Here is a 12,243-nt window from a genome sequence, read left to right on the forward strand (position 1 = left end):
CATATGGCTACAGGCCAGGCCGAGGATTATGGCAGCCTTGTCGCCATGTTGACGGCGCGCAAGGCGAAACTCAGCAAGCGGCTGCAGCAGGTGGCGCAGTTCTTCCTGAACAATCCGGAAGACGTGGCGATCTACACCATCGTCGAACTCGCAAAACAGGCCGGTACGCATCCCTCGACCATCTCGCGCTTCGCCAAGGAACTGGGTTTCGACGGTTTCAGCGAATTGCAGGGTGTGTTCCGGCAGCGGCTGGTCGGGCCGAAGATGACCTATGCCGACCGCATGAAGGCGCTGTCGGAAGGACCTGGAAAGGCGCCTGCCGCCGGGCTGGAACTCGACGAGCCGCATGTCGTCTTCGACACGTTCGTGCTGGCCGCGATGGATGCGCTGCTGAGACTGCGCGAGGATGTCCAGCCGGACGCGCTGAAAGGCTTTGTCGAGACACTGCGCGCCTCGGGCGCGGTGCATATCGCGGCGGCACGGGGAGCATTCGGCGTCGGCGCCTATTCCTACTACGGCTTTTCGCGCATCGGCAAACGCGCGCATCTGATCGACAATCTCGGCGCCATGCGCGAGCAGCAGCTTGCCGCGATGGCGCCGGACGATGTGCTGATGGTGCTGACCTTCGACGATTATACGCCGGAAACCATCGAACTGGCGCTCGCCGCCCACAGGAAGGGCCGAAAACTGCTGGTGATCACCGACAACGAACTCAGCCCGGTGGCAAAACTCGGCCGGCACACGCTCTACGTCAAGGAAGCGCGGCTCGGCCATTTCCGCTCGCAGGTGCCGGCCATGGTGCTCTGCCAGTCGATCATCGTCAGCCTCGGCAGCCATATCGACCGATAGCAAGTGCAAATCGGCGCGGCTGCGCCCCGGTGGCGCTTGACAATCCAAAATTGGAAATGCAATTCTATTACTTGGAAACTGAAAATTTCGGTTTCGGGAGGGCGAATTGAACGTTGGCCTTGACGGCAAGACCCTGGTTGTGACCGGCGGCACGCAGGGGCTCGGCGAAACCATTTGCCGCCTGACGGCGGAGAGCAACGCTGCAGGCATCGCGCTGGTCGGGCGCAATGCCGAGCGCGGAGCCGGCGTCGCCGAGGCGGTCTCGGCGTTGGGCTGTCCGGCGCATTTCATCCAGGCCGAACTTGGGGACCCGCAAGCGCCCGCCGCCGTGATGGCCGAGGCAATCGCAAAACTTGGGCGGGTCGATTGCCTGGTCAACGCGGCGGCGCTCACCGACCGCGCCTCGCTCACCGACGGTAAGCTGGCCGACTGGGAACGGCTGTTCGCCGTCAACGCCCGCGCGCCATTCTTCCTGATGCAGGCGGCGGTGGCCGACATGAAGGCGCGGCGCGCGCCAGGCTCGATCGTCAACATCCTGTCGATCAATGCGCATTGCGGCGCGCCGGAACTTGCCGTCTATTCCGCCACCAAGGGCGCGCTGTCGACGCTGACCCGCAACGCCGCCAACGCCCATCTCGCCGACCGCATCCGGGTCAACGGCATCAACATGGGCTGGGTGGCGACCCCGACCGAGCAGGTCATGCAGGGCAGGACGCTGGGCAAGGGCGACGACTGGGAGCGCAAGGCCGCCGCCGGCCTGCCGCTCAGACGATTGCTTACCATGGACGAGGTCGCGCAGTTGACGCTGTTCCTGCTCAGCGAAGCCTCCGGCCTGATGACCGGCACGCTGACCGATCTCGAACAGGTCGTGCTCGGCGCGCCGCCGCGCGGGATGGGTTGATGTCCGTGCAGGAACCCAGGGCTTCCGCACAGCGCCTCGGTCCTTCGGCCGTCGATCGTTTGCCGGCAAATGTCCGATGCCCCGGCTATGATCGCAGCCGCCTGACGCCAGGCATCCTGCATCTCGGCGTCGGCGCCTTCCATCGCTGCCACCAGGCGGAATACACCGACGACGCGCTGGAGGCGGCGTTCGGTCCGTGGGGTATCGTCGGGGTTAATCTGCGGGCGCCCGACCTTTCCCCGACGCTGGGTACCCAGCAAAACCTCTATTGCCGCGAGTTGCGTCGTCACGGCGATGTCGAACGCCGGCTAATCGGCGCGTTGGTCGAGACGATTTCGGTGACCGGCGAGGATGGTGATCTGCAGGGGGGTGCTCTCGCCGGAGCGCTCGCGGTGGCCTCGAACCCGTCTATCGGCGCGATCACGCTGACGGTGACGGAAAAGGGTTATTGCCACATCCCGGCCACAGGCGAACTCGATCTCGGCCATCCCGACATAAGCCACGACATTGCCCATCCGGAAACGCCGGTCTCCGTGCCGGGTTTCGTGCTGCGCGCGCTTGCCATGCGCCTTGCCGCCGGCCGGCCTCTGCCGGCGCTGATCAGTTGCGACAACGTTCCGGACAATGGCAGCACCCTGCGGAGTTCGGTGCTTTGCCTTGCCGCAAAAATCGATCCAGCCCTACGCGACCGTCTCGAGCGCGAGGCGTGTTTTCTCAACACCATGGTCGACCGCATCGTGCCGGCGACGCGGCCCGAAGACGTTGCAGGTTTTGCGGAGGCGACCGGCATCGAGGATCGCGGCCTCGTGGTCGGCGAGCCGTTCCGCATGTGGGTCCTGGAGGACCGCTTTAACGGGCCGTTGCCGGCCTGGGATAGGGCCGGCGCGATGTTCGTCAAGGACGTCGCGCCCTACGAGATTCTGAAGATGCGGGTGGTCAACGGCATCCAGTCGAACCTCTGCCAACTCGGCGTACTGTCCGGCATCGACTTCATGGCCGATGCCATGGCCGAGGGTGTATTCAGCGACTTCGCCTTGCGTACGATTTCGCGGGAAGTCGTCCCGCATCTGCCTGCCGTACCCGGGATCGACGTTTCCGCCTATGTCGGCGAGACGATTAGCCGGCTCAAAAACCCGGCGCTGAAGCATCGCACCTTGCAGATTTCCACCGACGGCTCGCAGAAAATCAGGCAGCGTCTGCTGGAGCCGTTGCGCGCCGCGCTGAAGGCCGGAACGCCCTGCGGCGGGCTGCTGCTCGGCATCGCCGGCTGGATGAAATACGCAAGCGGCGTCGACAGTGCCGGCAGGGCGCTGGAGGTGCTTGACCCCTTCGCGGAGCGCACGAAAGCCGTCGCCGCGGCAAGCGGCGGCGATGCGGCGCGGCTGGTCGAAGGCATGCTCGGCATCGAGGCGATCTTCGGAACCGATCTTGCCCAGAACGGCTTCGTCAAGGACAGGCTGGCCGACCTCGTCGCCGATCTCGGCAGGCGCCCGTCACGCGAGGTCGTCCGCGATTTCCTCGCTTCGCAGACGGCGTGATCACGATGTCGGGACAGAGAATTTCAGAATTTGACTAGTGGAAATTGTCGTGCAGTATCCGCCCGGGAGAGCGGTAGGGGAGGAAAAGAATGCGCACCATAAAGGGACCGGGCCTGTTCCTGGCGCAGTTCGCGCGCGATACGGCGCCGCACAACTCGCTGGAATCGATCGCCCGCTGGGCGAAGAACTACGGTTATGCCGGCATCCAGGTGCCGAGTGTCGACAAGCGGTTCTTCGACCTCGATCTCGCTTATGAAAGCGACACCTATTGCGACGAGATCAACGGCAAGCTGAAGGACATCGGCATCGTCATCACCGAACTATCCAGCCACTTTCAGGGCCAGATGGTCTCGGTGCATCCGGCCTACGACCTGATGTTCGACGGCCAGTGCCCGCCGCAGTTCAAGGGCGATCCGGAGGGCCGCCGCCACTGGGCTGCCGACCAGGTGCGCAAATGTGCAAAAGTGTCGCGAAAGCTCGGCCTGACCGAGCATGTCAGCTTCACCGGCAGCCTCGCCTGGCCCTACATCTATCCCTATCCGCAGCGTCCTGCCGGCCTGATCGAGGAAGCTTTCGCCCAGCAGGGGCGCCGGTGGAAGCCGATCCTCGACGTCTATGAGGACGAGGGTGTCGATCTCTGCTTCGAGATCCATCCCACGGAAGACACTTTTGACGGCGACACGTTCGACATGTTCCTGGACGCCGTCGGCGGCCACAGGCGCTGCAATATCAACTACGATGTCTCGCACTTCATCAAGCAGGGCATGGACTATCTCGGCTTCATCGACGTGTATCACGAGCGCATCAAGATGTTTCACGTCAAGGATGCCGAGTTCAACCCGACCGCCAAGCAGGGCTTTTTTGGCGGCTACAAGGGCTGGCTGGAGCGCGCCGCGCGCGACCGCTCGCTCGGCCACGGCCAGGTGGATTTCGGCGCGATCTTTTCAAAACTCTCGCAGTACGATTTCGCCGGCTGGGCGGTCTATGAGTGGGAGTGCTGCCTGGAGCATCCGGAAGTCGCCGCCCGCAACGGCGCGAAATTCATCTCCGACCACATCATCGAAGTCACCGACCGGGTGTTCGACGATTTCATGGCGACCGGCGTCGACTTGACGATGAGCCGCCAGTTGCTCGGCATAAAGGGCTGACGACATGGTCTACGCAACGGGCGACGGCATGGGCGCCAAAAGGCTGCGAGTCGGCATGGTCGGCGGCGGGCGCGACGCCTTCATCGGCGCCGTTCATCGCATGGCGCTCAGGCTCGACGACCGCATCGAACTGGTCGCCGGCGCACTGTCGTCCGATCCGGAACGCGCAAAACTTTCGGCGGCCGATCTCGGCATCGATCCCGACCGCGCCTATTCGAGCTATCAGGAGATGGCGGACGCAGAGTCGAGCCGCGCCGACGGCATCGAGGCGGTCATCATCGTCACGCCGAACCATCTGCATGCACCGGTCGCCCGTGCCTTCCTGAAGGCCGGCATCGACGTGATCTGCGACAAGCCGCTGTCGGCGACGCTAGCCGAGGCCGAGGAACTGGCGCAACTGGCGGACCGGTCCGGCCTGGTTTTCGCCGTGACGCTCAACAACACCGGCTACGCCATGGTGCGTGAGGCGCGCGCCATGGTCGCCTCCGGCGCGCTCGGAAAGATCCGCATCGTGCGCGCCGAATACATCCAGGACTGGCTGACGCTGCCGATCGACGCCGACGGGCAGAAGCAGGCGGAATGGCGCACCGATCCTGCACGCGCCGGTCGCTCGGCCTGCCTCGCCGACATCGGCGTCCATGCCTACAGCCTTGCCCAGTTCGTATCGGGCATGGTGCCGGAACAGATCGCCGCCGATCTGGCGACATTCGTGCCCGGCCGGCGGCTGGACGACAATGCGCATGTGCTGATGCGGTATGCGGGCGGCGCGCGCGGCGTGCTGATCGCCAGCCAGGTGTCGCCCGGCAACCTCAACCGGCTTTCGCTGAAAATCTATGGCGAGAAGGCAGGGCTGGAATGGTTCGCGCACGAGCCGGAAGTGCTGTATTTCACGCCGTTCGGCGAGCCGACGCGCACGCTGGTGCGCGGCGGGCCGGGTGTCGGCGCTGCCGCGGCGGCCGTGTCGCGCATGCCGGCCGAGCACCCGGAGGGCTACGTCGAGGGTTTCGCCAATCTCTACCGAGACGCCGCAGCGCTGATCGCCGCGCGCCGCGCCGGTCAGACGCCGGACGCCGCGCTGGTAGCGTCGGTTCCCAACGTCCATGACGGCCTCAAGGGCATGCGTTTCATCGAGGCCGCCGTGGATTCGCACGAGGCAGGCGGCACATGGATAAGGCTTGCGGCGTGAGCACCCGATCAGCTACGGATTGCCATCCGTGCTGTATGCAGAAGCACTACAAACAGGCAGAAGCACAACCAGGAGGAGTTTCATGAGAATGCTTGCCAAATTCGGCCTCGCCGCCATCGCCGCCGGTCTCTTCGCCGGCACCGCCATGGCGCAGGGCACCTACACGATCGGCGTGTCCAACACCGTGCAGGGCAATGGCTGGCGCGAGGAGATGATCTGCGCGATCAAGGCACAGGCGCTGGCTTCCGGCAAGGTCGCCAAGCTCAACATCGCCCACCGCAACACCGACGCCGCCGGCCAGTCAGAGGACATCCGCAACCTGATCAGCGCGAAGGTCAACGCCATCGTCGTCAACCCGGCCGATCCGGCCGGCATCCAGGCGGCGCTCGCCGAAGCCACTGCCGCCGGCATCACCGTGGTGGCCGTCGACCAGGCGGTCACCGAGCCGTCGGCCTACATCATCTCCAACAACCAGGAGCAGTACGCCTATCTCGGCGCGAAATGGCTGTTCGAGCAGATGGGCGGCAAGGGCAACGTCGTCTATATGCGCGGCGCGGCCGGTGCTTCCGCCGACAGCGACCGCGACAAGGGCTTTAAGAAGGCCCTCGCTGAGTTCCCGGATGTGAAGGTCGCCCAGGAGACGTTCACCGGCTGGCAGCAGGACCAGGGCAAGCAGCAGATTCTTGACTACATCGCCACCGGCGTGCCGTTCGACGGCATCTGGACCTCCGGCATCGACAACGTCATCGTCGACGCCCTGGTCGAGAGCCAGGCGACGCTGGTGCCGGTCGTCGGCGCCGACAATGCCGGCTTCGTCGGCCAGCTCAATTCGGTCGAAGGCCTGAAGGGCGCGGCGGTCACCAACCCCGGCTCGATCGGCGGCGCCGGCGTGACGCTCGCGCTACAGATCCTCGAGGGCCAGAAGCCGGCGCAGCAGACCGTTCTGGTCGAGCCGCAGCTCTGGGAGAACGTCACCGACGAGGGCAAGGCCAAGCTGAAGGGCGCCGCCGATCCGTCGCTCTCGCCGGAATGGCCGGTCTCCATCTCGATCCCGGACTGGACCACCTACACCAAGGAGCAGATCGTCGCCTGCAAGGGTCCGGGCGAGTAAGCTTTCGCCCTGATGATCTCCGGATCGCCCCCTCCACCGCCTTCGGCGGTCCCCCTCCCCCGTAAACGGAGGAGGATCGACGGTGCGGCCGGACGCGATCTTGGTTCCTCCCCTGCGAAGCGGGGGAGGGGGACCACGCAAAGCGTGGTGGAGGGGGCACACCAAGTGCGCTGGAGCGGGATCGAAAACACCCGAACCCGCGGCTTCCATTCGAATTCCAATCTCCATTACGGTCGACTTTGAACGCTTCACCTCTCCTCGAAGCCACCGGTGTGGCCAAGAATTATGGCGCGGTCGCCGCGCTGAAGAATACGTCGCTGTCGGTGCTGCCGGGCGAGGTCCATGCCCTCATGGGGGCGAACGGCGCCGGCAAGTCGACGCTGGTCAAGATCCTGACCGGCGCGATCCGGCATGACCGCGGCACGATCCTGGTGCGCGGCAAGGCGCATCTGGTGCGCTCACCCGCCGATGCGCGCCGGGCCGGCCTGGTCTCGGTCTATCAGGAGCCGTCGCTGATCCCCGATCTCGACGTGCTCGCCAATCTTCGTCTCACCCAGACGCCGGTGGAGCCATTCCGCAACTGGGTGCGCGAACTCGGCGTGCCCGACCTCGACATGCGCGACAATGCGCGCGACGTGCCGCTGGCGATCCAGCGCGTGCTCGACCTCGCCCGCGCGCTGGCGATCGAACCCGACGTGCTTCTGCTCGACGAGATGACCGCGGCACTGCCGGCGAACCTGGCCGAGCGTGTGCTGGACGTGGTCAAGCGGCAGAGCCGGACAGGCCGATCCGTCATCTTCATCTCACACCGCTTCGTCGAGATCTCCGCGCTGTGCGACCGCGCGACCGTGCTGCGCGACGGCGAGACGGTCGGCGTGGTCGACATCAGCCCGGGCGTCGAGGAGCGCATCGTCGAGCTGATGCTCGGCGCGAAGATCGAGAAGGCGCGCGCCGCGCAGCGGCAGGCGACCGAAGCCAGCGCGCATGGCGAGGCGGGCACCCGCATCGCGGTGCGCAATTTGCGCGTCGGCACGAAACTGCAGGACGTGTCCTTCGATCTGAAGGACGGCGAGGTGGCCGGCGTGGTCGCGCTGGAAGGCCAGGGCCAGGACGAACTGTTCGCCGCGCTCGCGGGCTCGACAAAACCCTCCGGCGGCACGATCGAGGTCGACGGTCGGCAGGTCCGGTTCTCGCACCCCGTCGACGCCGTGCGCGCCGGCATCGCCTATGTGCCCGGCGACCGCTCGGAAGCGCTGGCCATGCAGCAGTCGGTGCGGGAAAACATCGCCCTGCCGTTCAGCGCGGCCTTCCGCAACTGGGGGCCGATCCGCATGGGTCAGGAGCGCGCGACGGTGCAGAGCGCCATCGAGCGGCTGCAGATCGACACGCGCGCCCAGAGAGAGGTGCAGCGGCTGTCCGGCGGCAACCAGCAGAAGGTGACGATCGCCCGCTGGATCGCCGTCGATGCGCGCACCATCCTGTGCTTCGACCCGACGCGGGGCATCGACGTCGGCACCAAGCAGGAAATCTACAAGCTGCTGCGCCAGCTCGCCGCGCAGGGCAAATCCGTGCTGTTCTACACTTCCGAGCTCGAGGAGATTCAGCTCGCCTGCGACCGCGCCATCGTCATCTTCGGCGGCAAGGTCGTCGACATCCTGCCGGTCGAGATCGCCGACGAGCCGGCGCTGACGCGCGCGGCCTATGGCCTGCCGCGCGACGCCAAGGCCGCTGTCGGCATTCTGGCGGAGACCGCGTCGAGCGAGGGAGCCCGCCCGTGATGCGTTTTCTTCGCCAGCACGGCTGGGTCGCGGGCCTCTTCGCCCTGTTCGTCGTGCTCTTCATTTTGACCAAGATCATCCAACCAGGTTACGGCGCCGGCGATTTCGGCTCGCTGGTTCGCGCCGTGCTGCCTTACGCCTTTGTGGTCGCCGCGCAGACGGTGGTGGTGATCGCCGGCGGCATCGACCTGTCGGTCGCCTCGATGATGGCCCTGACCAGCGTCACCGCCGCCTCGATGATGGCGGGCGCCAGCGAGGAATACGCGCTGTTCGTCGTGCCTTTCGTGCTGGCTTTGGGCTTCGCGCTCGGCGCTCTCAACGGCATCCTGATCGTGGTCACGCGTGTGCCCGACATCGTGGTGACGCTGGCGACACTGTTCATGCTGCAGGGCGCGGCATTGCTTGTGCTCGGCGCGCCGGGCGGCGGCGCAGCCGAATGGCTGAAAAACCTGATCATCGGCACCGTACCGCTGCCCGGCATTCCTGACGGCCTCACCACGTGGATACCGAAAGCCCTCGTGCTGATGGTCGTGCTTCTCTGCATCGTCTGGATTCCGCTGATGCGTTCGCGCCTTGGGCTGTCCATCTATGCGATCGGCTCCAACCAGCTCGCCGCCTTCCGCAGCGGCGTTCCCGTGGCGCGCACAAAGATCCTCGCCTATGCCATCGCCGGCCTGTTCGGCGCTATGGGCGGCCTGTCGCTGACGATGAGCACCGGCATCGGGGCGCCGATCCCCGGTCCGTACCTGCTGGCCAGCGTCGCTGCCGTGGTGCTGGGCGGCGTGGCGCTCGGCGGCGGCAAGGGCGGCCTGCTCGGTCCGATCGTTGCCGTCTTCGTGCTGCGCCTCGTGCGCACGGACCTGACGCTGCTCGCCATCGATCCGAACGTCACGGCGATCGTGGAAGGCACGATCATGGTCGCGGTGGTCATGTTCGGCGCTTTCATAGTCATGCGGAGCCGCTCGTCATGAGCATCATCGCGACTGCATCCCCAACCGTGCCGCTCGGCCGCCGCGTAAAACGCTTCATGGGCGACTACCCGCTGGTGCCGCTGCTCATCCTGCTCGTCCTGCTGGTCGTCGTCCTGCAGATCATGCAGCCGGGCATTGTCAACCAGCGCTGGATCGCCAACACCGTCAAGTTCGCCATCCCGCTTGCGCTGCTCGCCGGCTGCCAGACCATGACCATGCTGACCGGCGGCATCGACCTCTCGGTCGGCACCGTCGCCACCATGGCGGCCTTCATCGTCGCCACCCAGGGCGTCGACAATCCGGCGCCAGTCGCCATGCTGATCGCGCTGATCCCCGCCCTGCTGGTCGGCTTCGCCAACGGCATCGGCGTAGGCGTCTTCCGTGTCCATCCGCTCATCATGACGCTCGGCACCAGCCTGATCGGCGTCGGCTGCCTCCAGGTCTACCAGCGCACCGTCATCGGCTCCGGCGCCAAGGTGCCGGACTTCTTGATCTGGCTCGGTACCGGCGTGACCTGGGGTTTTCCGAACGCGCTGCTGCTGTTCATCCCGGTCGCCGCCCTGCTGATCTTCATCCAGAAGCGCACCGGCTTCGGCCGCCTGCTCTACGCCGTCGGCGACAACGAGCGCGCCACGCGCCTCTCCGGCGTACAGTATTGGCAGGTGATCCTCGCCCTCTACATGTTCTCCAGCGTGCTGGCGGGCATCATGGGCCTGCTCTACATGGGCCTGATCCGCGCCCCGTCGCTGTCGCTGGCCGAACCGCTCGTTCTGCCTTCCGTAGCCGCCGCTGTCATCGGCGGCACGTCGATCTTCGGGGGACGCGGCGGTTACACCGGCACCATCGTCGGCGCGCTCATCCTCACCGTGCTGACCACGTTGCTCACCATCCTGCAGATGCCGGAAGGCGCGCGACGCATCCTGTTCGGGGCGATCGTGCTCCTGGTCACCGCCGCCTATCTGCGCATCATCGAGGATCGGTAGGTGGTTCCGTGAGCCGCAGCCTGATTTGGCGAGTTCTACACCGCTGGAGTGGGTCCGCACCGCTACGGCATGGGTCCTAGGGTCTCCGCACTCGCTCCGCTCGTGCTGCGCCCTAGGATGACGAAGTGAGGGAAACCGCTGCCAACCGTCAACGTCAGCCGCCAATCGCCAACGTAGACGATTTGCTGCGAACCCCAACGCCTTCGTCATCCTAGGGCGCAGCACGAGCGGAGCGAGTGCGGAGACCCTAGGACCCATGCCGTACCGGTGGCGGTACACTCCGGCGGCGTAGAATTTGCAGCAACCGGCGGCGCCATCAGGCGGCTAACATCGCTGGGACGACACCAGAGGGAGGACATCTTGACCAACCTGCCAAAACAGCGCCTGCGCATCGGCTTCGTCGGCAGCGGCTTCATCGCGCATTTCCACCTGAAATCGCTGGTCGGCGTGCGCAATGCCGACGTCACCGGCGTTTTCAGCCGCAGCGCCGAAAAGCGCAACCGTTTCGCAGCCGCCGTCGCCGATCTCGGCCTCGGCTCATGCCGCACGCATGACAGCCTGGAATCGCTGCTGCGGGCGGACGACGTCGACGCCATCTGGATCCTCTCGCCCAACTACACCCGCCTCGACACGATGCGCGTCATCCATGCCGAGGTGAAGGCAGGCCGCAGCAAGGTGTTCGCGGTCGCCTGCGAAAAGCCGCTGGCGCGCACTATTCGTGAGGCGCGCGAGATGCTGCGGCTCGCCGAGGATGCGGGGCTCAACCACGGCTATCTCGAAAACCAGGTGTTCTCGACGCCGGTGCTGCGCGGCAAGGAGATCGTCTGGCGGCGTGCCGCCTCGACCACCGGCCGGCCCTACCTGGCGCGGGCGGCGGAGGAACATTCCGGCCCGCACGAGCCCTGGTTCTGGCAGGGCGACAAGCAGGGCGGCGGCGTGCTCTCCGACATGATGTGCCATTCGGTCGAGGTGGCGCGGCATCTGCTCACCGCGCCGGGCGCGCCGCGCAACTCGCTCAGGATAAAATCGGTCAACGGCACCGTCGCCAATCTGAAATGGACGCGGCCCATCTATGCCGCACAACTCAAAGAGCGATTCGGCGCCGAGGTCGATTACACGAAACGCCCGTCCGAGGACTTTGCGCGTGGAACGATCACGCTGGAGGACGAGAACGGCGAAGAGCTGATGATCGAGGCCACCACCTCCTGGGCCTATGTCGGCGCCGGTTTGCGCATCCAGCTCGAACTGCTCGGCCCCGAATACGCCATGGAGTTCAACTCGCTCGGCACGGGCCTGAAGATCTTCATGTCGCGCGCCGTCACCGGCTCGGAAGGCGAGGACCTCGTCGAGAAACAGAATGCCGAGCAGGGTCTGATGCCGGTGCTGGAGGACGAGGCCGGCGTCTACGGCTACACCGACGAAAACCGCCACATGGTCGAATGTTTCCGCAAGGGCGAGACGCCGCTCGAAACTTTTCACGACGGGCTCGCCGTCATCGAGATGCTGATCGGCCTCTACCGTTCCGCCGAGATCGGCCAGACCGTGCATTTCCCGATCCCCGACCTGGAGGATTATGTGCCGCCGGTGGCGCGGCCGGGGAGGTGAGGGCCGCTGCTGATCCTCCCCTGCGTAGCGGGGGAGGGGGACCACGCGAAGCGTGGTGGAGGGGGCGCATTATCCGCATTTCCTTTCCCGTGCCCCGGTTGAACTCCCGCCCGTTCTCTGAAAAATTCACCCCACCAAGACGCGCAAACGCGCGCGGGGAACATTTTGGGAAG

10 protein-coding genes are annotated in these 12,243 nt (G+C 65.8%); all 10 read left to right on the forward strand.

The genetic code is table 11. The annotated features are described in order from the left end of the window. The first annotated feature begins 3 nt into the window (after positions 1–3). The 10 genes from RB623_RS06985 to RB623_RS07030 all read left to right on the forward strand — a co-directional run bounded on the left by RB623_RS06985 (position 4) and on the right by RB623_RS07030 (position 12,070). Complete coding sequence (locus tag RB623_RS06985; RefSeq protein WP_308056054.1) at positions 4–849, forward strand: MurR/RpiR family transcriptional regulator; 846 nt, start codon at positions 4–6, stop codon at positions 847–849. Positions 850–955: 106 nt separating this feature from the next. Continuing rightward, entirely contained in the window at positions 956–1,750 is a 795-nt protein-coding gene (locus RB623_RS06990) for an SDR family oxidoreductase (protein ID WP_308056055.1), read from the forward strand. After that, the gene (locus tag RB623_RS06995; protein WP_308056056.1) at positions 1,750–3,288 is read left to right on the forward strand and encodes a mannitol dehydrogenase family protein; all 1,539 of its coding nucleotides are present in this window, start codon (positions 1,750–1,752) and stop codon (positions 3,286–3,288) included. The genes RB623_RS06990 and RB623_RS06995 overlap by 1 nt, the downstream gene beginning before the upstream one ends. Before the next feature lie 89 nt (positions 3,289–3,377). Continuing rightward, entirely contained in the window at positions 3,378–4,436 is a 1,059-nt protein-coding gene (locus RB623_RS07000) for a sugar phosphate isomerase/epimerase (RefSeq protein ID WP_308056057.1), read from the forward strand. A gap of 4 nt (positions 4,437–4,440) precedes the next feature. Next, a complete protein-coding gene (locus RB623_RS07005; RefSeq protein WP_308056058.1) occupies positions 4,441–5,622 on the forward strand; it encodes a Gfo/Idh/MocA family oxidoreductase in 1,182 nt (393 codons plus the stop codon). A gap of 88 nt (positions 5,623–5,710) precedes the next feature. Next, complete coding sequence (locus tag RB623_RS07010) at positions 5,711–6,733, forward strand: ABC transporter substrate-binding protein (protein WP_308056201.1); 1,023 nt, start codon at positions 5,711–5,713, stop codon at positions 6,731–6,733. Positions 6,734–6,972: 239 nt separating this feature from the next. Further along, positions 6,973–8,511 (forward strand): sugar ABC transporter ATP-binding protein, encoded by a 1,539-nt coding sequence (locus tag RB623_RS07015; protein ID WP_308056059.1) that lies wholly within the window; start codon positions 6,973–6,975, stop codon positions 8,509–8,511. Then, entirely contained in the window at positions 8,508–9,482 is a 975-nt protein-coding gene (locus RB623_RS07020) for an ABC transporter permease (RefSeq protein WP_308056060.1), read from the forward strand. The genes RB623_RS07015 and RB623_RS07020 overlap by 4 nt, the downstream gene beginning before the upstream one ends. Further along, positions 9,479–10,465, forward strand: a complete 987-nt coding sequence (locus RB623_RS07025; RefSeq protein ID WP_308056061.1) for an ABC transporter permease — start codon at positions 9,479–9,481, stop codon at positions 10,463–10,465. Before RB623_RS07020 ends, RB623_RS07025 begins: the two co-directional genes overlap by 4 nt. A 360-nt stretch (positions 10,466–10,825) precedes the next feature. Next, on the forward strand, positions 10,826–12,070 hold the full coding sequence (locus RB623_RS07030) for a Gfo/Idh/MocA family oxidoreductase (protein WP_308056062.1): 1,245 nt from the start codon (positions 10,826–10,828) through the stop codon (positions 12,068–12,070). The last annotated feature ends 173 nt before the right edge of the window (positions 12,071–12,243 follow it).

Origin of the sequence: Mesorhizobium sp. LHD-90 (assembly GCF_030929505.1) — a bacterium.
Classification (GTDB): domain Bacteria; phylum Pseudomonadota; class Alphaproteobacteria; order Rhizobiales; family Rhizobiaceae; genus Kumtagia.

Excerpts from the sequence above, each read along its gene's own strand:
- RB623_RS06985 (WP_308056054.1), top strand. The coding sequence starts at position 4 with ATGGCTACAGGCCAGGCCGAGGATTATGGCAGCCTTGTCGCCATGTTG.
- RB623_RS06995 (WP_308056056.1), top strand. The coding sequence starts at position 1,750 with ATGTCCGTGCAGGAACCCAGGGCTTCCGCACAGCGCCTCGGTCCTTCG.
- RB623_RS07000 (WP_308056057.1), top strand. The coding sequence starts at position 3,378 with ATGCGCACCATAAAGGGACCGGGCCTGTTCCTGGCGCAGTTCGCGCGC.
- RB623_RS07005 (WP_308056058.1), top strand. The coding sequence starts at position 4,441 with ATGGTCTACGCAACGGGCGACGGCATGGGCGCCAAAAGGCTGCGAGTC.
- RB623_RS07010 (WP_308056201.1), top strand. The coding sequence starts at position 5,711 with ATGCTTGCCAAATTCGGCCTCGCCGCCATCGCCGCCGGTCTCTTCGCC.
- RB623_RS07025 (WP_308056061.1), top strand. The coding sequence starts at position 9,479 with ATGAGCATCATCGCGACTGCATCCCCAACCGTGCCGCTCGGCCGCCGC.